The 20,857-nt window shown below is 65.1% G+C and carries 14 protein-coding genes, 4 pseudogenes and 1 other annotated feature; of the genes and pseudogenes, 7 read left to right on the top strand and 11 right to left on the bottom strand.

Going from position 1 to position 20,857, the window contains the following annotated elements; genetic code table 11:
* Positions 1-23: 23 nt before the first annotated feature.
* A complete protein-coding gene (locus tag AC3IYI_RS41355; protein WP_489412158.1) occupies positions 24-1,394 on the top strand; it encodes an IS701 family transposase in 1,371 nt (456 codons plus the stop codon).
* Between the two features lie 152 nt (positions 1,395-1,546).
* On the top strand, positions 1,547-2,299 hold the full coding sequence (locus tag AC3IYI_RS41350; RefSeq protein ID WP_489412078.1) for a transposase family protein: 753 nt from the start codon (positions 1,547-1,549) through the stop codon (positions 2,297-2,299).
* A 1,436-nt stretch (positions 2,300-3,735) separates the two neighbouring features.
* Here the strand turns inward: AC3IYI_RS41350 and AC3IYI_RS41345 are convergent.
* The 3 genes and pseudogenes from AC3IYI_RS41345 to AC3IYI_RS41335 all read right to left on the bottom strand — a co-directional run.
* Positions 3,736-4,980 carry an outer membrane protein assembly factor BamB family protein gene (locus AC3IYI_RS41345; protein ID WP_489412272.1) on the bottom strand — a complete coding sequence of 415 codons (1,245 nt, stop codon included), beginning with the start codon at positions 4,978-4,980 and terminating at the stop codon, positions 3,736-3,738.
* A 1,595-nt stretch (positions 4,981-6,575) separates the two neighbouring features.
* On the bottom strand, positions 6,576-6,974 hold the full coding sequence (locus AC3IYI_RS41340; protein WP_489412140.1) for a hypothetical protein: 399 nt from the start codon (positions 6,972-6,974) through the stop codon (positions 6,576-6,578).
* Positions 6,971-7,660 (bottom strand): annotated as a pseudogene (locus tag AC3IYI_RS41335) (IS5 family transposase); the annotation flags it as partial. The gene AC3IYI_RS41340 and the pseudogene AC3IYI_RS41335, both read right to left, overlap by 4 nt.
* A gap of 135 nt (positions 7,661-7,795) precedes the next feature.
* On the opposite strand from AC3IYI_RS41335, the gene AC3IYI_RS41330 reads away from it, so the two are divergent.
* Positions 7,796-8,125, top strand: coding sequence for a transposase (locus tag AC3IYI_RS41330; protein ID WP_489412157.1), 330 nt, complete (start codon positions 7,796-7,798; stop codon positions 8,123-8,125).
* A 21-nt stretch (positions 8,126-8,146) separates the two neighbouring features.
* On the opposite strand, the gene AC3IYI_RS41325 is transcribed toward AC3IYI_RS41330, so the two are convergent.
* Positions 8,147-9,019 carry an IS3 family transposase gene (locus tag AC3IYI_RS41325; protein WP_489412156.1) on the bottom strand — a complete coding sequence of 291 codons (873 nt, stop codon included), beginning with the start codon at positions 9,017-9,019 and terminating at the stop codon, positions 8,147-8,149.
* Complete coding sequence (locus AC3IYI_RS41320) at positions 9,016-9,315, bottom strand: transposase (protein ID WP_489412022.1); 300 nt, start codon at positions 9,313-9,315, stop codon at positions 9,016-9,018. The genes AC3IYI_RS41325 and AC3IYI_RS41320 overlap by 4 nt, the downstream gene beginning before the upstream one ends.
* A gap of 50 nt (positions 9,316-9,365) precedes the next feature.
* Between AC3IYI_RS41320 and AC3IYI_RS41315 the strand changes: the two genes are divergently transcribed.
* Positions 9,366-9,809, top strand: coding sequence for a transposase (locus tag AC3IYI_RS41315; RefSeq protein ID WP_489412155.1), 444 nt, complete (start codon positions 9,366-9,368; stop codon positions 9,807-9,809).
* Here the strand turns inward: AC3IYI_RS41315 and AC3IYI_RS41310 are convergent.
* Complete coding sequence (locus AC3IYI_RS41310) at positions 9,787-10,536, bottom strand: transposase (protein ID WP_489412154.1); 750 nt, start codon at positions 10,534-10,536, stop codon at positions 9,787-9,789. The genes AC3IYI_RS41315 and AC3IYI_RS41310 overlap by 23 nt on opposite strands.
* Positions 10,537-10,661: 125 nt before the next feature.
* On the opposite strand from AC3IYI_RS41310, the pseudogene AC3IYI_RS41305 reads away from it, so the two are divergent.
* Positions 10,662-10,895, top strand: a pseudogene (locus AC3IYI_RS41305) (transposase); the annotation flags it as partial.
* On the opposite strand, the gene AC3IYI_RS41300 reads toward AC3IYI_RS41305, so the two are convergent.
* From AC3IYI_RS41300 to AC3IYI_RS41285, 4 genes are all read right to left on the bottom strand, one after another.
* Positions 10,870-11,346, bottom strand: a complete 477-nt coding sequence (locus tag AC3IYI_RS41300; RefSeq protein WP_489412271.1) for a hypothetical protein — start codon at positions 11,344-11,346, stop codon at positions 10,870-10,872. The pseudogene AC3IYI_RS41305 and the gene AC3IYI_RS41300 overlap by 26 nt on opposite strands.
* Positions 11,347-11,643: 297 nt before the next feature.
* Positions 11,644-12,716 (bottom strand): IS630 family transposase gene (locus tag AC3IYI_RS41295; RefSeq protein WP_489406316.1). Its coding sequence is split into 2 segments (ribosomal slippage): positions 11,644-12,206 and positions 12,206-12,716, totalling 1,074 coding nucleotides; the frame shifts between segments, so codons are not numbered across the junction.
* Between the two features lie 497 nt (positions 12,717-13,213).
* Entirely contained in the window at positions 13,214-14,476 is a 1,263-nt protein-coding gene (locus tag AC3IYI_RS41290; protein ID WP_489412153.1) for an IS110 family RNA-guided transposase, read from the bottom strand.
* A 278-nt stretch (positions 14,477-14,754) separates the two neighbouring features.
* The gene (locus AC3IYI_RS41285; protein WP_489412270.1) at positions 14,755-16,341 is read right to left on the bottom strand and encodes an ISL3 family transposase; all 1,587 of its coding nucleotides are present in this window, start codon (positions 16,339-16,341) and stop codon (positions 14,755-14,757) included.
* 370 nt (positions 16,342-16,711) lie between these two features.
* Here AC3IYI_RS41285 and AC3IYI_RS41280 point away from each other — a divergent pair, with 370 nt between their 5' ends.
* Entirely contained in the window at positions 16,712-17,974 is a 1,263-nt protein-coding gene (locus tag AC3IYI_RS41280; RefSeq protein WP_489412153.1) for an IS110 family RNA-guided transposase, read from the top strand.
* A 22-nt stretch (positions 17,975-17,996) separates the two neighbouring features.
* Here the strand turns inward: AC3IYI_RS41280 and AC3IYI_RS41275 are convergent.
* Positions 17,997-18,413 (bottom strand): annotated as a pseudogene (locus AC3IYI_RS41275) (winged helix-turn-helix domain-containing protein); the annotation flags it as partial.
* 1,219 nt (positions 18,414-19,632) lie between these two features.
* Between AC3IYI_RS41275 and AC3IYI_RS41270 the strand changes: the two are divergent.
* A pseudogene (locus AC3IYI_RS41270) lies at positions 19,633-20,850 on the top strand (IS3 family transposase).
* Positions 19,910-20,024 (top strand) — a sequence feature (AL1L pseudoknot). (Overlaps the previous pseudogene by 115 nt.)
* Positions 20,851-20,857: the final 7 nt, after the last annotated feature.

Here is a 20,857-nt window from a genome sequence, read left to right as displayed (position 1 = left end):
GGCCACCTGCATCGTGATCGTTTGTGAAGACGAATCAAGAGGCGGTGGCCGCGCAGGCCACGGTAGTACACGCCCTGTGGGGCGAGTCCTTCGAGGCCTTGATGGGCCGGGTCGCGGGCTGTTTCCCACGCCGGGAGACGCGGCTGACCTGCCGGAACATGGTTCAGGGGCTACTGATGGTCAAGGACTCGGCGAACTGCTGGTCGCTGGCCGAGGCCATCGGCCACACCGGTCCGCACGTTCTGCAGCATTTCCTCTCCCGTGCCCGCTTCGACACCGAGGCGATACGTCGGTCGGCCGCGGCATGGACGGTGGAGCAACTCGGCTCCATGGACGTGATGCTTGTGGTGGACGAGACGGGCGACGAGAAGTCCTCCTCCGACGCGGTCGGTGCGGCCCGGCAGTACTCCGGCGCGCTGGGAGGGATCGGGTTGTGTCAGGTCGCGGTGCATCTGTCCTACGTGAGCGCCGACGGACACGCGCTGATCGGCCACCGTCTCTACCTCGGCGAGGCATGGGCTGGCGACGACGAGCGCCGTGAACTTACCGGGGTGCCCGACGAGACGGTGTTCGCCACCAAGCCGCAGCTGGCCGGCGACATGCTCAAGGACGCGTATGCCTCGGGCGTGCGCACCGCGTGGGTGGCCGCCGACGAGGTCTATGGCGGACGCGAGTTGCGCGAGGGGATCCGTAGCCTGGGCTACGGCTACGCGATCGCTGTGCCCACGAGCCACCGAGTCACCACACCGGGCGGGAAAGCCAAGGTCACCGACCTGCTGGAGCGGGTCCCCAAGAAGGCCTGGATGCGGTTGAAGACCGGCAACGGCACAAAGGGTGAGCGGCTCTACGACTGGGCGGTGATCGACGTGAACGCCGACGACACCCCGCCCGGCCAGGCCGCCGGACACAGCCACGTCCTGGTCCGCCGCCACCGCCGCACCGGCACCCTCTCCTTCTACCGCACCTGGCACCCCGACCCGCAGCCGACATCCGTGCTGGTCAGCGCGGTCTGCCGCCGCTGGCGCGTCGAGGAGGACTTCCAGGGAGCCAAGGGCCTGGCCCACCTCGACACCGGCCAGGTCACCTCCTGGACCTCCTGGCATCGCTGGAGCCTGATGAGCGTCCTCGCCTACGCCCTCCTGGCCATCGGCGCCCTCCACGAGAGGCAACGGGCCAACCCCGAGACCGACGAGACTGATGCCGACAGGGCGATGGGGCCCGTCAGCCCGCGTGAACTCCTCGCCTTGCTCCGGGCCTTCGCCCTGCCCCGACCCCGCCAGGACACCGACCCCGCCCACGCCCTGCACTGGTCGCGATGGCGTCGCCATCACCAGCATCGCGCAACAGCCTGCCACCGCCGCTGGAACGACATCACCGCACCAGCCACCACATGACCAGGAACCTCACCCGTCACGAACTACAGCTGCCGTGACTGAACCTCTTCCAACCTGACGGGTGGTTGGATCGGGGTTCCCGGTGGTGGGCATGAAGAAAGCTCCTGGTAGACGGGTTCACGACCAAGATCACCAGTCCGCCAGGAGCTCTCGTGCTTGTCTGCCCGTCCGCCATCGATCTGTCCAGCCGCACCCTGCAGCACCTCTCCGGTCTTCTCGCAGGTCACCGCCGCCGCATTGGTTCCCGCTGGCGGTGCCTCACTTGTAGCCGGCAGGCCCTGCTCGTCCTCGCTCACCTGCGCTGCGGCGACACCTACGCCCGCCTCGCGGCGGGTTTTCGGGTTGGGATCGCGACGGTCTACCGGTACATACGCGAGGCCGTCGACCTCCTGGCCGCCCTCGCGCCCACGCTCGAACAGGCCATGCAGACCGTGCGGAAGAAGGCGTACGTGATCCTCGACGGCACCGTGCTGCCGATCGACCGCATCGCCGCCGACCGGCCGTACTACTCGGGGAAGAAGAAGCATCACGGCATGAACGTGCAGGTCATCGCCGATCCGGCCGGGCGTTTGATCTGGGCATCGGACGCGCTGCCGGGGGCCACTCACGACCTGACCGCGGCCCGGACCCATGGCATTCCCGCCGCTCTCGCCACCGACGGCGTCAAGTGCTGGGCGGACAAGGCCTACCAAGGTGCGGGTCCTGCCGTCCGCGTCCCGTTCCGGGGCAAGAACCTTCGCGGCTGGCGCCGACGTCACAACCGGGACCACGCCAAGATCCGCAGCCTCGGCGAACGCGCCATGGCGACCCTCAAGTGCTGGCGACTCCTGCGGAAGCTCCGCTGCAGCACCACCCGAATCACCGCAGTCGTCCGAGCCGTCGTCGCCCTCGAACTCGCCAACTGATCAAGATGGAAAAGGCTCAATCAGTAGAGGCTGGGGATCAACGGCACAGAAAAGTCGCATTATCCAGACGCCTTAAGCGCCCGGGGGAGAAACTCGCTCCCACCCTGTCGGGCCATGCGAATGAAAAGAGAACACCCCAAGGTGATTCATTGTGCATACGGCCGGACGGGAGTAAGGATGCATCACTGGAAAAAATTCCAATACCCCACGCCTATAGAACGTGATCCTAGCGTGTTCAGGCTCCCACTTCCCCGATGGGGTTCGCCCGATTGACGCTATGTACCCGTCACCGTTTACATCGACCGCATAGATTTCCGCACTGTCGAAATGGCTTACAATTTGCACACTTGCTACTGGACTCGGGAACGAAATGTCACATTCTTTCATACTCTTGGAATCCACGAAAAAGACGACCCCATCGCTGCCAAGAAGAATCAGAGACGGGAATTTTTCGCCCTCTGACCGGATCGCCCCGGCGATGGAGACCACGTGACGCGCTCCGTAAAACCCGACTTCTTCGAGCGCAGCCTGTCCTTGAGTGCCTAGAAATTTCCTAATGATCCCATTTTCTATCAGGTCGACAGAAAATTCACCGCCACTCGACATATTCAGATTATAGTTCGAAGAAAACTCGCCTTTCGGAAGCTGGTAAAAGTCGCGCGGTTCATTAGGGGACCGCCGAATCCACAACCTTTTGCACCTCTCCTTCATATCGAAAGATGTTCCATGTACGAGGCTCGCGACCTTTCCATCCCGAGTGATCAAGTAATCCGAGGATAGCCGGAGAAGCGCATCAGGGTAGACATGTTTAGCCCACGCTTGGCAGCCAGTTTCCTTTATTTCGGTAACCCAAAGGTTCCCAGAGGAATCAGCAATCTCGAAGGTCACAATCCAGTCGATGAGCACATTAGAAATCATAGAGCTCGCCCGACATGCCTCCAGGTTGAACCGCATCCAGCCGGACCGGTTAAGATCGGCTGCCATGTAGAGGAGGTAGCTTTCACCTCCCTCGGAAATTATAGCAAAAGCCTCTACCGCCCAGTTCTTTGCTGGATTCGAGAAAAGCGTGAGTGGAGCAGGATGTGTAATATCTGCTTGCGGGGTAACGCTACTACCTCTGCAAGCCTTTCCGCCTCGTCTCTCGGGAATCAAAACATCCCCTTCTCTTGGTGATCTATGGGTACAAGATCGTCTCGCCGGAATTTAGATTATCGGTTAATGCTGCACCAATTACGTCTTTGCATTTTTTGCCCCGGTCCGTCAGGGCAGATGTTCCTTCGCGTAGCGCGCAGTAGTCGGCTGGGAACGATATACTGACATCGTTCCCAGCCCGGGAATCCATGGCTTTCTTTTCTATGTCGGCCAGCGGATCTTGCGTTATTCCTGTTTCCTGCCGACAAAATGTGCCCGTCGCTGCGTCAGGCCTAGCCATTACCTCATTTGTGAGGAACCAGGGTGGAAGGAGGCGAAGGGAGACTGGGACACACGGTTGCGGCACACATGGACGGAGTGGGTGAGGGTACGGGAACCGTGGGCTGGAGGGCAGCGCAACCCGGCGTCAAACACGCAGGTGAGGGTACGGGAACCGTGGGCTGGAGGGCGGCACAACCCGGCGTCAAACACGCAGGTGAGGGCGCAGGAGTCGTGCATGTAGAACAGGGCGGAACGGGGGTCGGCGTGGCGAAGGCGTAGAGGTGATGGTTGGCGGAGCCCACCACAACAACCCCCTGCGACAGCGAAGGAGAGGCAGCGACTTCACCACCCAAGGCGGCGCTCCATTGCACGCTTCCGTCCGTCCTGTTCAGAGCCCAGAGCGAGGTCCCTGCTCCTACGAAGACCACTCCCTGTGTCGTGTGAGCCACGGAGGAGAGCACAGATCCGGCGAAGATACGACACCAGACCTGGGCTCCTGTCAGGCTGGATACAGCATGGAGCCTTCCAGGCTCGTTGGGTGCTCCGCTTCGAGTGCCGATGTAGACTTTTCTGTCGCCTGCTGCGTCCGCATCACTGAGGGCCGGCGAAGCAACAATCGTTTGACCGGTGTGATAGGTCCAGAGTTGGTTCCCCGTCGAGGCATCGAAGGAGTACAAAGTACCTGCTGTCGTCGCGGCGTAGACCCGAACCTGATCCGTAGCGACAGCTCCTACGACAGCTCCATTCGTCACAACGCGCCAGAGGCATGCTCCCGTGCTGGCCTGCAGTGCGAAGACCTCACCAGCACTGTTAGCAGCTAGGATTACATCGACATTTCCCAGTCTGGTAGAAGCCGGCGATGAGAGTACTTCGGCCTGTGTCTGGAAGCTCCACATCGCCTGGCCGTTGTGACTAAGGGCTACGATTTTGCCCGTGGAGGTTCCAACGAACACTCGATGCTCACTGAAGGTTGTGCCGTACGTGACGAGCGGCGAGGAAGAGTTGTACTCGCCTGGTTGGCCGTGCACCCACAAGCGAGCACCTGTTGCCCCATCCACTGCATGCAATACCCCATCAGATGATGAGACGAACACCCTTCCCCGTGAATAGGCTGGAGACGATTCGACGAGTCCGTTTGTCGCATATCGCCACTTCACCGCGCCAGTCTCTCGATCTAGCGCATAGAGGCCTCCATCATTGGAGCCCACGAAAACCGTGTTTCGCACAATGGCAGCGGATGACTTGATGTACCCGTTAAGGTTACTCATCCATTTGACCTGAAGATCCTTCGTGGTGAACGGATCCGCCAATGAGAACGTAGGGTGACTACCCGTTCTCTGTGGGTTGTGGCGAAACATCGACCAGTCAGATGAGGTTTCAGCTTCTCCAGAAAGAGGCGTAATTGAACCTCCCGGAGTAGGAGCCGGTACAGGCGTGGGGCCTCCAAATTTCCCGGTTTGGGAAACCTTGAGCATTTTAGTTTCCGCAGCCACCGCCGTAGAGTTAGCGACAGTTGCTACGCGATTGACCCTACGCCCATCGCTCCCTTCTAGGCCTCTTGGTGTAGCCGCAGTTTCGGTACCCACGACCAGCAGGAGGGTGACCATCACGACGCATAGCCGATTGACCCACGGTCGTCGGCCACAATGGCCAGCAGGTTTCATGAACACCTAGAATATCCCTTCTTTCGCCAGTGGCACACGGCCTGGTTCGTGAGGCCGTTGTCATTGAAGTCTTTCTCGCAATTTCGGGGCGAACTGCTGGAGCTGTCTGCGTTTTGCGGCGGGAATACTGTCCCGTCCTTCTGATAGCCAGTCCCTCACATATTCCGCGAGTGAAGGTGGGAGGTCCTGAGATATCCACTTCCCCAGAGCTTCCTGCTCCTCTCTGGCTAGAACTGACTCATCTGGAGTCGGAAGGATGCCGGGCGCATTGTCATACACGCCAACATCTTGGATACTTACTAGGGTCCGATTTCCGTACAGGCAGGCATATAGTCCACCCCGCGGGCTGAGTCTTGCTGCGATCGCTACGCGTTCGGTCCAGGTTGGAAAGCGATGGTGAATTTGCAGAAAGAGATCTTCTTCATGTAGGTACCTCTTTCTGGCGGATCGCTGACCTCTGGTGAGTTGGTCCTCTGAGCGCGCTACGGCGGTACACGCGCCTCTGATGTGAGACTTGAGCAGCGCGGGCCATTGCTGAAAACGGGGCCAATCGATGCGATCGATGGCCTGGTAAGATTCAAAGAATATCTCGCTCCGAATCGAGTCGCGGTCAGCTCTCGGTGGGGCAATTGATGATAGATAATCTGCCGTCCTCGACAGCCACGGAAACAACTTGACGAGCAGCTCGAGTTTCAAGGTATCTTGATTTTCCCCTGAAATCGCCCGGCGTGCGAGGCCCCCTAGATAGTTTTCGATCCACGGTCGGGAGTAAGGGTTTACTGCGAGAGCCTTATTCTGGCTGCTCGATGCAGGAATGGGACGGCCGGTCCAGTCAAGCGACAGGTAGTCGAAACCACAGCCTGTGACGCTCATGCTTTCTCCCTAACCTACCTACATGCCATTTGATTGCCGGTACCTACGCAGATTTCGTAGGTAATGTACAGCGACGTCTGCAATTGACTGCTCTCAGGTCAGCGAAATTACGTACGGCTTCACCTGACTCAAAATGAGATTGTCACACTAGCTGCGACGCGGCATGGCTGGGGGTTAGGGAAATGCCTGCAATCTCGGTTATGGAACACATGTTCGTATGTCTGCAAATGCAATGCCGAGAACCTCTTGAAGACCACGCCAAATGCTCGACTTTTCGTAACTAGTACGAGTGGTCTTGACGACCTTCGCGCCTATCTGAGTGGGCGTTAAGTCTGTTTCTGGTAGCGGCCTCGTCCGGGTTGGGTGAGGAAGCCTTGGCGGGTGAGGCGTCTGAGGCGGCTGCGGGTGATGTTGACGGATGCTTCGTCGGTGGGCATGTCGAGGAGTTCGTGCAGGTCGCTGGCCCGGAACGCCTGGTCGGGGTGCTGGTTGAAGGCGTCGCCGATGGTCTGGTAGGCGGTGCTCGACTCGGGCGGATCGGGTTCGGTGCCGGTAGGTGCGAGTTCGATGATGACCTTGCGGGTGGTGGCGAGGTCCGCGAGGCGAGCTTCGGTCTCGGTGAGGGCGGCGGTGAAGTGTGCGATCTGACGGCGGAGTTCGTCTGCCCGGGCTGTGGCCTGGTTCTCCCGGAGGTGAAGGTCCACCAGGAGTTCGGTGATGTTCACGCGGCCAGCCCGATGGTGTCGCGCCAGGTCGGCGTGGGTGTGGCGAGGCGGCGGGCCATGTTGGCGGTGGAGGCCCAGTAGACGCGCGAGGCGGAGGTGTCGGGCCGGTGGTCGTACTCACGGGTCAGACGCCGGTGGAGCATCAGCGTGCCGTTCGTCTGCTCGACCACCCACCGCTTGGGCTGCGGGACGAACCCTTTGCCCTGGTCGGCAGGGTTGCGGCGGACGACCTCGACGCCGATGTCCAGCAGGGCGCCATGAACGATGACCGCTTCCTTGAAGCCCTGGTCCACCAGCACCTTCTCCAGGCGCATTCCGCACCGCTCGGCGGCCTGGTCGAGCAGGGCGATGCCGACTGCGTTGTCGTGCGCCGAGGCAGCCATGACGACGACGCCGATGATCAGCCCCAGAACGTCGACGGCCAGTCCCCGCTTGCGCCCCGACACCTTCTTGTTCGCATCCAGCCCCGTCGTGGCCCTGGGAACACCCGCCGCAGCACGGACGGACTGGGTATCGATGATCACGAGGGACGGGTCCTCTAATCGGCGGGCCTTCTCCCTGACTTGGCAGCGAAGGAGTTCCTGGATCCCCTGGTCAAGCCCGTCCTCGCGCCACAACCTGAAGTAGTAGAACACCGCCGACCAGGCCGGCAGGTCATGCGGCAGCATGCGCCACTGAGTAGCCGTTGTCGTACCGAGAGGTTCGCTTGGTGGTCGAACGAGGGTTCCCGGTCGGGTGGTCTTCTGGTGGCACGGGCATGAAGGCAGGGCCTCCTGCACAGCTCGTGGGTGTCGAATCCATCCGAGCAACAGGAGGCCCTGTTGTCGCAGTCTTCCGTGCCGACGCCCGCCGGGTCCAACTCGGTTACCCGGTCGTGTGATTGCCTCGCCCATCAGTACGGGAACGCGGGCGACCATGCCGAGCGTGCGCCCGCCTATCCCTCCGACATGACGGATGAGGAATGGGCGGCGGTGCGCGATCAGCTGCCCGTGCCCGCATGGCTGAACGGGAAGGGCAGACAGCCTGAGGGCTACTGCCACCGGCAGATGATCGACGCGATCCGCTACCTGGTCGACAACGGCATCAAGTGGCGGGCGATGCCGGTCGATTTTCCCACCTGGGACCGGGGCTATGAGCTTGTTCCGCTTTGACGGGCACCTTTGGTGTGGTGGTCAGGCCGCGAGAGCGGTCTCGTATTCAGCGGGACTGCGGTAGCCGAGGCTGCTGTGAAGCCGGTGCAAGTTGTACCAGCTCTCGATCCACTCGAATATCGCCGTGCGGGCAGCAGCCCGGCTCGGCCAGGGGTCGGTGTCGCCCAGCTCGTTCTTCAGGGTCGAGAAGAACGATTCCGCGAGCGCGTTGTCCCAGCATTGCCCAGTCCGTCCGACCGACAGGCGGATGCCGAACTCATCTGCCAGGACGGCGAGTTCACGGCTGGTGTATTGACAGCCTCGGTCGGAGTGGAAGATCACCGGACCGGATGGACGGCGAGTTCGGCAGGCGGTCCGCAGCGCGTCGGCGACGAGCTCGGTTCGCAGATGGTCGGCTGTCGCCCAGCGGACGACGCGGCGTGAGGCGATGTCGATCACGGTGGCCAGATAGAGCCAGCCCTCGCTCGTGGCGATATAGGTGATGTCCCCGCACCAGCGGGTGTCGAGGGCCGACAAATCGGGCTGGAAGTCACGAAGTACCAGGTCAGGCCGGGTGGACGCGTGTGGGTCGGGAAGGGTGGTGCGGTGCCGGCGTCGTCGGTGCCTGCCGGTCAGACCGGCCTGTCGCATCAGGCGGGCCACCCGGCGGCGCCCGCAGCCGGCGCCTTCACGCTTCAGGACGGCGTGAACGCGCGGGGCCCCGTAGGTGCCGCGGGAACGCTGGTGAACAGCGGTGATCTGTTCGGTCAGCTCGGCGTCCCGCACCGCACGCGGGCCACGGGAGGCAATGCGTCGGGCGTAATAGGCGGTCCGGGAGACCTTGAGGAGTTCACACGTCCTTTTGACGTTGTGACCTGCGGTTTTCTCCGCCTCGATGAACGGGTGCACGTTCACCGGGTCTCCGTCGCGAAGAAAGCCGTCGCACGCTTGAGGATGTCGACGTCCTCGCGCAGCCGGCGGTTCTCCCGCCGCAGCGCGGCCAGTTCCTCACGTTCGCCGCTGGTCAGGCCGTCCCGTTCGCCGGCGTCGACCTCGGCCTGCCTCACCCAGCTCCGCACCGCGGTCTCGGTCAGCTCGAAATCCCTGGCGACCTGACCAACCGAGCGCGCGCCCCGCCGGCACAGCTCGACGATCTCCGCCTTGAACTCCGGCGTGAACGAGCGGCGAGGGCGCGGCTTCCTCTTCCCCATGCTCTCCATGATGAACATCATCCTTCCGGGGCCCAAGCCCCTGATCTCAGATGTCCGTCAAAGCGGATCAAGCCCACTACGCCTTCTTCCGGCGCTGGCGCGACAAGGGGCTGATCACCGAGTTCCACGACCGGCTGCGCGGGAAGGTCCGCGCGAGCGAGGGCCGCGCCCCGGAGCCGACCGCCGCGATCATCGACTCGCAGTCGGTGAAAGCAGCCGCGTCGGTGCCGGCCGCCTCACGCGGCTTCGACGGCGGCAAGAAAATCAACGGGCGTAAGCGGCACGTCATCGTGGACACGCTCGGCCTGCTGCTGATGGTGCTGGTCACGGCGGCCGACGTGACCGACCGCGATGCCGCCTGCGGCATGCTGGAAAAGCTCCGTGCCCACTACCGGAAGATCAGCCTGGTCTGGGCCGACGGCGGCTACACCGGCCGCCTGGTCGACTGGGCGAAGGAGACATTGAACCTTTTCAGCGGTGCCCCTCCAGGGTGAGGATGGCTTTGGTGATTGACGTGAGTTTGTTCGGGCTGGTTCGGGCTTTGCGGAGGATGCGCCAGGTCTTGATCCGGGCGATGGCTCTCTCGACGGGCCACCGGAGTCGGGAGTGTGCCCGGTTGACGGACTTCTGTTTGACGGTGAGGTCTTTGCCGGGTCGCCGGCGGTGTGGGACGGCGACGATGTCGCCGGCTCCCTGGTAGGCCTTGTCCGCCAGGACGGGGATGCCGAGGCGGATGCATGTGGCGATGATCCGGTGCCGACGGGCCGCGGTGAGATCGTGGATCCGGCCCGCGAGAGCGGGTGAGATCCAGACCAGGGCTCCGTCCGGCGCGGTGATGACCTGCATGTTTACCCCGTGGCGGCGGTGTTTGCCCGAGTAGTCGGCGCGGCCGTCACCAACCCGGTCGCACTCGGCGAGGGTCCCGTCCAGCAGGACATACCGGGCGTCCGCCGTTCTCAAAGCCGCGGTCAGGCCCGGCGCCCGGCCTGCCAGGAGCGCCACAACGCCGTGAACGTAGGCGTGGGTGGTACCCACGCTGATCCCGAAACCCGCCGCGATCTGAGTCAGGGTGTCGTTCTTCTTCAGGTACACCAGTGCGGCCAGGGCCCGCTCGGAGGGCGGCAGCTTGCACCGGCGGTCACCCTCCCGGGTGACGATCAGCATCGTCACCCACTCCACGAGGGCATGCGCAACATCGAGTACGGCACGATAGGGAACCAACAGAGCCCCCAGGCTGAAGAGTTGAGCATCGATACCTTGCTCAACAGCCCGGGGGCTCTGCCCGTTTCACCACCACCTCGTCACCCGATCAGTGGCCAAGTTGAAAATGCTCACTCCGGCTCACGCTGGAGATCGTCAAACGCAGTGACGACATGAGCGGGTTCGTGGTGCTTCCGCGCAGGTGGGTGGTGGAGAGGACGCTGAGCTGGCTGATGCGCTCGCGGCGCCTGGGCCGGGACTACGAGACCCGGCCCGAAAGCAGCGAAGCCGCCGTCCTGTGGTCGATGACCATGCTCATGGGGCGCCGCCTCGCCCGCCACCGGAGCCGAAACGTCACCCGGCCACCCGCCGCGGCGTGAACACCCCAGGACGCTCCTCGGCCAGCCAGCCCCGCTCCACCAGCCGCTTAACCTTCGACCGCACCCCCTCAACCTTCGCCGGCACCCCCTCCAGACCCAGCCGCCCGGCCAACTCCCGTGCCCGCAGCCCGGACCCGCCCGCCTCCGCCTCCAGCACGCCCACCAGCCGCTGGTAGTCCGGCGCGAGCGCCTCCACCGCCAGGCCCTCCCGCCAGTGCGGCACCACCGACCCCGCCACCGGCGCCTTCGCCACAGCCGCCTCCGCCTCCGGCCGCTGTTCGGCCTCCGGCTCCGGCGCGGCCAGGGCCTCGGCCAGCTCCACGCGGGCGATGGCCCGCCGCTCCAGCACCGCCTCCGCCTCCGCAAGCTCGGCCAGCACCCGCTCCACCTCCTCGCGAAGCTCTTCGACCCGAACCTGCGCAGCCGTCTCGCGTGCTTCCAACAAGCCCATGACCGAAGCCATCGACGACCTCCGTGTCATCCCGACAAACGTGACGGCCCGACTCTTCCTCGATGCCACGGAGTGCATGCCTGACCAGCGGAAACCCACCGATCACGTCCGGAAAGACAACGGCTACTCAGAGAGCTGTGCACTGGTTGACTGTTTGGATGAGGCTTGCGTCGACGTGGCCAGTCATCGCTGTCGGGGTGCGACTTCGGGAGCGCGGCGAGGTGTCATCGGCCAGGGCGCTATGCATCGGTCCTGGGGATGGTCTTGGACGTGCCCCTTCGGAGATTACTGAGGTTTTCAGGGTGGGGTCGGTGGGTCGATGGTCAGGTCTGTGGCGGTGAGGCAGCCGTCGATCAGGTGGGGCCGGAGCTGGATTCTGCGTAACTCGCGGCGGAGTGTGCGGTCGAGGTCGTCGGGTGTGTCGAAAGCGGTGTTGGCCATCGCTCTGCGCACGAGTGACCAGATGGCCTCGACGGGATTCAGGTCGGGTGCATAGGGCGGGAGCCGGACGGTAGTGAGCCAGTCGTGCTCGGCCTCATACCGCTTCAGTCCGGCGGCCAGGTGGGTGTTGAGGTTGTCCCAGACGACCACGATTGGGCCGCCGAGCTGGATGTGTGCCCTCACCAGCAGGTCGCGGTAGTCCTGCCAGGAGAAGCTCTTGCGGGCGCCCTTGAGCAGGAGGTGGGTGCGGGGCCGGTGGATGAGACGGCTCGGCTCGCCGGGTTTGTAGCAGCACAGGGCGGCGACCGAGGTCCGGCGGCGGGACCTGCCACGAACGCGGATGACGGGGGTGTGTCCGCGCCGGCCCCAGGTGCGGGCGCGGGGCGGCGTCATCGAGAATCCGGCTTCGTCCTCGAAGACGATCCAGCCGTCACACGCCGCCGCGAGCCTTTTACCTGGGGCCACACCTCCTTCTTCCACAGCTCCACCGCGTGCTCGTCGCGTTCGAGTGCTCTGCGGGCGGGTGCCTGCCAGGACCAGCCGTGCCGTTTCAGCAGCCGCCACACCGTCGTCACTGACAGGCTCATCCGCAGACGGCGGCGGATCACCGTCTGGACCCGGGCCAGGGTCCACCGCTGATCGTCGAAGCCGTGCGCTGACGGCCCCTTGCCGAGTTCCTCCTCAAGCGCGGCGAACTGGGCCTCGGTGACGGTCGGGGAGTTGGCCGGGCCCGCGGAGCGCAGGGCCTCCATGCCACCATCGCGCCAGGCACGGCGCCAGCGTTCCACCGACCGCACACTCACCCGCAGATCCTTCGCGATCACCGCGGTCTTCTCACCCGCCGCGAACCGTTCCCCGGCCTGGAGCCGGATCCTCTCCCGAGACGCCCGACGCTCAGCAGTCAGGCCCCCACCCTCCGGATAGCGCATACCACCGGCGTACCGCAGGGATCATGAACCGTCACCACCCGACGACAACCCGAAAACCTCAGTAGCTGGGCATCCGCCGGGGCAATTGCCTGAAAGAGGGAGGGGTCACCTGTGGAAGCGTTTTACTGGATAACGCAGTTGGGGTAAGCGCTGACAACTTTTCTCAGGTGTTTTCGGGCCCGAATGATGGGCCGGCTGCGTTACATGGCCAGTCCGAGATCATCATGGACGTCAGCGACATCGTAGTGTCCGTGATATCCGTGACCGCCAACGTCAACGTACCCGCGCCGCACGCACCGCCCCAGCCCGGGAGACAGGGCTGATTCAAGGTCTGGGTGATCTTGACGGAGTGCAGGTCAGGCCACGCCGAATAGGTCCAGTGGGCAGGTGAAGGGCGCGTAGGAGACTTCGCGCAGGCCGACGGCGATGCTGCGGTGCCCCGTGTCGGCGTACAAGGAACGTGGCTCTGACACGAAAATAGGATGCACCTGGGCAGGTCAGGTAGCTGTGATGGGGTCAAAGCGGATGGTCAGGCCGAGACTGTTGGCTTCCTTGGTCATGCGGCGCATGGCGCGGGCGGGATCGCGTTTGGTGAAGTGGTCGGCGCCGAGTTCGCGGTAGGGGGCGTGGTCGCTCAGGACGTGCCAGATGGCGATTGCGATCTTGTGCATGACGGCGACCAGGGCTCGTTTGCCGCCTCGGCGGGCGGAGATGCGGCGGAAGAACACCGACAGGTAAGACGCCTTGTTGCGGATTGCGGCCATGGCGGCGACGCCGAGCAGGCGCTTGAGGTTGTGGTTGCCGTGCCGGGTCCGCCCTGACTTGCTCACCCCGGCCGATTCGTTCTGCCCCGGGCAGACGCCGATCCAGGAGGCGAGGTGCTGGGAGGTGGCGAACTGGGCCATATCCCCGCCGGTCTCCGCGAGGATCACCTCGGCTGCGAGGCGGCCGACCCCGGGGATGGTGTCAAGCAGGTCCAGGTCCTCTTCCCGCTCAATCAGCAGGGTGGCGATGCGTGTGTCGAACGCGGTCGTGGTGGAGCGGAGCCTGTCGATCTCGTCGAGGTAGTGCCTGATCATGAAGGCGTGATGGCCGGTGAAGTCTCCGTCCACGGCCACGATCAGGGCGGGGATCTTGGCGCGGGCCTTGCCAACGGCGAGGGCCGCGAGCTGTTCGGGATCACGCTCGCCGGCGATCAGCGCCTCGAGGATGGCCCTCCCCGAGACCCCGGTCACGTCGGTCAGGACCGAGGTGAGCTTCATGCCGGTGTCCTCGAGCTCCTTCTCCAGCCGCTGTGCTTCCCGCCCCGCGGCGCGGACGATCTCGGTGCGCCGACGTGTCAGGTCACGCAGCTCGCGGACCGCTCGCTCGGGGACGAAGGAGGCCATCACCATCCCGGACGCGCCGGCCCGGGCCAGGAATGCCGCGTCGTTCGGATCGGTCTTGCGGCCCCGGATTCCCTTGAGATGGGCCGGGTTGACAAGCATCAGGTTCAGGTGCGGCTGCAGCAGGTAGTACACACCCCGCCAGTAGTCGGAGGTCGCCTCCATGACAACAACCTCGACCTGACGTTCGACCAGCCACGCCAGCAGTCGGCGCAGCTCGGCCCGGGTGGTGCCGAACCGTTCGCTCTCCAGGCTCCACGTCCCAGTCCGCGCCGAGCTGGGCGTACGCACGCACGCCATCAGGAACCGCTTGCCCAAGTCCACTCCCGCGGAACGCAGATGGATGACTTCGTCCTTCATGTCCTGCCGCGCCATGACCCCTCCCGACTGCCTCACACGACCGAGCAGAGCGGGCACCCCGGAGAGGTCAAGGGGAGAATCGGAGTCTGACACGCGTGCTCCGGGCAGCGAACGACACTGCCGTGGCGACAATCCGTGGTCCCCTGGCTGACCCCCATCGCCATCCTGGCAAACGAGTTCACTGACATCGCAGAGCTATCGGCTGACCGAGGCACCCATCATCAATTTTCTCGTCTCCGAGGTGATCAGCGCAGCCACTCAGGCGGTCCTGGCAAGATTTTCGTAGGCGGAGATCATCTTGGTGACACAGTCGGCCGGTCTGCATAGCGTCGGCGGAGGTGGGCGATCAGGACGACGCGGTGTCTGAGGAGACGGATGCCGGCGCGTCCGGCCATGATTCGTTTCTGCAGTTTGACGTCGGTGATGCGGCCTTCGTTGACCCCGGAGTTGTAAGAGGTCGTGATGCCCTGGGCAACTGCATGTCGGTCTTCGTGCAGGGCTCCGGCGAGGCCGGCGAGTGGTGCCAGTCCGCTGCTTGCGAGATCGCTCAGCCAGCCTGGCAGGGGTGCCGCCTCGCGGTTGTCTAGCATGGTGGCGAAGCGGCGGACCAGGTCGTGGGCGAGTTTGAGTTCGGGGCAGTGGGCGAGGAGCCGGGGCAGGCGCTCGTTGATGTGCGGGCTGCGCCGGTGCGGGTGGGTGGTGATCCAGCGGGCCGTTTCGCGAGGTGAGGGCGGTCGCTCGCGTGGCTCGTCGATGGGCAGACCTCGACGGAGTGGTGCGACGGCCATCTTCACGCGCTGGTAGTGGCCGAGGTAACCCTTGGTCTGCAGTTCTTCGTGCAGCACCTTCGCGCTGTGCTGTCCCTCGTCCCAGCGTTGCCGCAGGTAGTCGAGGTAGGGGTCCAGCGTGGAGGGCTTGCGGGGCGGCCGGCGCATGACTTCCTGCCAGGTGCGGGCGCGGGCGTACTTGCCGACGGTACGGCGATCCAGGCCGAGCTCGCGGGCCACGGAGCTGTGGCTCCGGCCGTCCCGGACCAGGGCCTGGATCGCCTCGAACAGGCTATGGGCATGGCGCCCGGCCCGACTACCCGCCGCGGCGTTTTGGGTGGTCTCCTCCGCCGGTGGGTGATCGTCTTCGCTGACCCGGGGCAGGGCTGCGGGCAGGCATCCGCGGTGGGCGGAGGCGATGTCCTGAACGCGGCGGGAAAGGCCCTGCCAGAGGTGAAAGCGGTCGCTGACCTGCACTGCCTCAGGGGCGCCCGTGGTGATGCCCTGCCGATAGGTGAGGGAGCCGTCGCGGCAGACGATCTCGATTCCTGGGTGTTCACGGAGCCAGCGGCCGAGCTGTTCAGCGTCGCGCCCTTCCCAGAGGGTCAGCGGGAGGCGGGTGGTGGCGTCGACCAGGAGAGTTCCGTAGGTGCCTCCGTAGAGAGCGAAGTCGTCGACCCCCAGGACCTGGGGCGTGACCAGTGGCGGAAGCGGCATCCGCATCAGCTGGGACAGGAGGGCGACCCGGGAAAGCTTGATGTTCAAGATCCGAAGCATCCGGGACCCGCCCCGGCCGGCCAAGACCACACTGACGTCCTCGACCAGGCACTGCAGTCGTGGTGTCCGCCGCTGGTAGCGCACGGTCAGGCCCGACACTTGCTCAGCGAAGGTCGCCTTCGGGCAGGTCGTGTTCTCGCAGTACAGGCGGCGTACGGACAGGTCGATACGCAGAGGGCGGCCTGCGAGCGTGACGTCGGCGAGGCGCCGTGCGTAGCGGCTGTGGCACCACTCGCTGAGCTGGCCGCATCCCGTGCATCCCGCCGGTTCACCGGATCTTGTGCGGGCACGGACCGCCACCGCGGTATCGGATACCTCAACCGAAACCACCTGCACATCGGACAACTGCGGTAACAGGCTGACCAGTTCAACAGAGCACAATCACAGGCTGCCCGTCCTGCCGTCGGCTGACCATGACGCCGAGACGATCTCCACCTACGAAAATCTTGCCAGGACCGCCTGAGTGGCTGCGCTGATCACCTCGGAGACGAGAAAATTGATGATGGGTGCCTCGGTCAGCCGATAGCTCTGCGATGTCAGTGAACTCGTTTGCCAGGATGGCGATGGGGGTCAGCCAGGGGACCACGGATTGTCGCCACGGCAGTGTCGTTCGCTGCCCGGAGCACGCGTGTCAGACTCCGATTCTCCCCTTGACCTCTCCGGGGTGCCCGCTCTGCTCGGTCGTGTGAGGCAGTCGGGAGGGGTCATGGCGCGGCAGGACATGAAGGACGAAGTCATCCATCTGCGTTCCGCGGGAGTGGACTTGGGCAAGCGGTTCCTGATGGCGTGCGTGCGTACGCCCAGCTCGGCGCGGACTGGGACGTGGAGCCTGGAGAGCGAACGGTTCGGCACCACCCGGGCCGAGCTGCGCCGACTGCTGGCGTGGCTGGTCGAACGTCAGGTCGAGGTTGTTGTCATGGAGGCGACCTCCGACTACTGGCGGGGTGTGTACTACCTGCTGCAGCCGCACCTGAACCTGATGCTTGTCAACCCGGCCCATCTCAAGGGAATCCGGGGCCGCAAGACCGATCCGAACGACGCGGCATTCCTGGCCCGGGCCGGCGCGTCCGGGATGGTGATGGCCTCCTTCGTCCCCGAGCGAGCGGTCCGCGAGCTGCGTGACCTGACACGTCGGCGCACCGAGATCGTCCGCGCCGCGGGGCGGGAAGCACAGCGGCTGGAGAAGGAGCTCGAGGACACCGGCATGAAGCTCACCTCGGTCCTGACCGACGTGACCGGGGTCTCGGGGAGGGCCATCCTCGAGGCGCTGATCGCCGGCGAGCGTGATCCCGAACAGCTCGCGGCCCTCGCCGTTGGCAAGGCCCGCGCCAAGATCCCCGCCCTGATCGTGGCCGTGGACGGAGACTTCACCGGCCATCACGCCTTCATGATCAGGCACTACCTCGACGAGATCGACAGGCTCCGCTCCACCACGACCGCGTTCGACACACGCATCGCCACCCTGCTGATTGAGCGGGAAGAGGACCTGGACCTGCTTGACACCATCCCCGGGGTCGGCCGCCTCGCAGCCGAGGTGATCCTCGCGGAGACCGGCGGGGATATGGCCCAGTTCGCCACCTCCCAGCACCTCGCCTCCTGGATCGGCGTCTGCCCGGGGCAGAACGAATCGGCCGGGGTGAGCAAGTCAGGGCGGACCCGGCACGGCAACCACAACCTCAAGCGCCTGCTCGGCGTCGCCGCCATGGCCGCAATCCGCAACAAGGCGTCTTACCTGTCGGTGTTCTTCCGCCGCATCTCCGCCCGCCGAGGCGGCAAACGAGCCCTGGTCGCCGTCATGCACAAGATCGCAATCGCCATCTGGCACGTCCTGAGCGACCACGCCCCCTACCGCGAACTCGGCGCCGACCACTTCACCAAACGCGATCCCGCCCGCGCCATGCGCCGCATGACCAAGGAAGCCAACAGTCTCGGCCTGACCATCCGCTTTGACCCCATCACAGCTACCTGACCTGCCCAGGTGCATCCTATTTTCGTGTCAGAGCCACTCTCATGGACCAGCCGTGCCGTTTCAGCAGCCGCCACACCGTCGTCACTGACAGGCTCATCCGCAGACGGCGGCGGATCACCGTCTGGACCCGGGCCAGGGTCCACCGCTGATCGTCGAAGCCGTGCGCTGACGGCCCCTTGCCGAGTTCCTCCTCAAGCGCGGCGAACTGGGCCTCGGTGACGGTCGGGGAGTTGGCCGGGCCCGCGGAGCGCAGGGCCTCCATGCCACCATCGCGCCAGGCACGGCGCCAGCGTTCCACCGACCGCACACTCACCCGCAGATCCTTCGCGATCACCGCGGTCTTCTCACCCGCCGCGAACCGTTCCCCGGCCTGGAGCCGGATCCTCTCCCGAGACGCCCGACGCTCAGCAGTCAGGCCCCCACCCTCCGGATAGCGCATACCACCGGCGTACCGCAGGGATCATGAACCGTCACCACCCGACGACAACCCGAAAACCTCAGTAGAAGCGGCGGCCGGCTGTCGCACGCTCTGAACGCGCCTCCTACTGGAGGGACCGCGCCGGGGCCGGATCCCCGGGCCGCGGACCGGGAAGTCCCGCGCCTGTGTTGGCTGCGGTCCAGCCGCCCGTTCCCTGGATGGCCAGTCCGTGTGCGGCCAGGCCCTCGAGGTGCTTGAGTACCGTGCGCTGGGTGAACCCGGCTGTGTCGCAGAGTTCGTGAATGCTGCTCTCCCGCGGGCCTGCTGCCCGCAGTGCGTTCCATGTGCGCTGCGCGGGGTGGCCGAGGCCTCCGTCTGCCTTGCTTGCGAAGACCGGCGTCTGCGTCCCGGGCACCGGACCACCAGTGCCGGCCCTTCCCTGCGGCGTCTGTGTCCCGGGCAGCGGACCAGTGCCGGGTTTTCCCTGCAGGGGCAGCGTCACGCTGCCGGGCCCGTCCGCGACCGGGCCGCCCGCGCTTCTCTGGGCGGCCCGGCCTGCACCGGACCTGCTTACCGGCCGGGGTGTCCGGTTCACGCGGCGGTGTCTGCGGCTCTTCTTACGCTTGCCCATGTCGGCTCCTCCAGCGTTTCGCATCCAGTTTTCGCTCTAACGAGGCGGCCAGCCCGGAGAAGCGACTACGGGTGCAGACGGCACGGAGGATCACTGGCATGGCTCAGCATCAGGGGTGCCGGCTACCGGGAGGACTTCTGCGCCGCTGTGTGGGCGGTGTGGTGGGCCTTTGCGTTCGTACGCTCACCCGGCACCGCTCAGCTGCACGCTGACTTCCGGTCCGGCACAGCCTCCGGCCGCCCCGGTGGCCCCGGGCGTGGTGCGCGCCCGGGGTCCGGGCTCCCGGGCGCGGGTGGGCTCCCGGGGTCGGGTGGCGGTACCCGGCTTCCGAGCTGGAAGGGGGGTGAGGGTCTGGTGTCAGGTGGGGTTCTGTTTGGGTGGGGTGGGTTGTGGGGTGTCTGGGGTGAGGTGGGGGCTCTGGTCTGGGGGAGGGGTGGCTCCGGCCTTCGGCGTTCATTGTTCGTTTATCGGGTTGTGTTAGAGGTCGTTTTTCGTCCGTTGTTTCATCCCGGGATGGTCCGGTTGGTGGGCTTCTTCGGGTCGCGCCAGGAGACGGTGTGAACCGCCCCGGGGATCTTGGAGGTTCTGAACCCTGGAAGGGTTGGAGTCATGCCGGCACCGAGGGAATACCCCGCTGAGCTGCGGGAGCGAGCGATCCGGCTCGTGTTCGAGATACGTCGGGAGACCGGGACGAAGACCGGCTCGATCTCCCGGGTCGCCGATCAGCTCGGGGTCCATCGTGAGGCCCTGCGCGGGTGGGTGCAACGGGCGGAGACCGATGCCGGGCAGCGGCCCGGGACCTCGTCGGCGGATGCCGCGCGGATCGCGGAGCTGGAGCGGACGGTCAAGGACCTGGAACGGTCGAACGCAATTCTGCGGGCGGCGTCGATTTTCTTCGCCCGGGAGCTCGACCCGAAACTGCCCAGGTGACCGCCTTCGTGGACGAGATCTGCGACGAGCACGGGGTCGAGCCGGTCTGCCGAGAGCTGCAGATCGCCCCGTCGACCTACTACGCCGCCAGGAACCGGCAGGCCGTTCCGTCCGCCCGCGAGGTCCGTGACGAGGAACTGAAGAAGGAGATCGCCCGGGTGCACCAGGAGAACTACGGCGTCTACGGGGCCCGCAAGGTCTGGCGTCAGCTCCGGCGGGAAGGCGTCGATGTCGCACGGTGCACCGTCGAGCGCCTCATGCGAGTCCTCGGCCTGGCCGGCGCGGTGCGCGGGAAGAAACGCTTCACCACCGTCCCGGATCCGGCCGCGGCCCGGCCGAACGACCTGGTGAACCGCAACTTCACCGCCGAGGCGCCCAACGAACTCTGGGTGACCGGTTTCACTTACGTCGCCACCTGGGCGGGAACGGTCTACGTCGCGTTCGTCATCGACGTGTTCTCCCGTCGGGTCCTGGGCTGGCGCACAGCCGGACATGCGGACCGAACTCGTCATGGACGCGCTCAACATGGCCATCTGGACGCGTCGGCGTGAAGGCCGCCATGACCTGGCCGGGCTGATCCATCACAGCGATGCGGGCAGTCAATATACGTCGGTTCGCTACACTGACCGCCTGGCCGAAGCCGGCGCCGCACCCAGCATCGGCACCGTCGGCGACGCCTACGATAACGCCGCGGCCGAGTCGATGACCGGTCTCTGCAAGACCGAGCTCATCAAGATGCAGGCCCCCTGGCGCACGTTGGACGAGGTCGAGATCGCCACCCTGCCCTGGGTCGACTGGTACAACGAGCGACGACTCCACGGCTCCGCGGACAACCTCCCCCCGATTGAGTACGAGACCGTCCACCACCGTTCACACCAGCCCGCCCAAGCAGCCTGAAAACCAC

The organism is Streptomyces sp. GL_148 (genome assembly GCF_057834205.1).
Note: the sequence above shows the minus strand (reverse complement) of the source record. Positions and strands in the feature narration are given on the sequence as shown.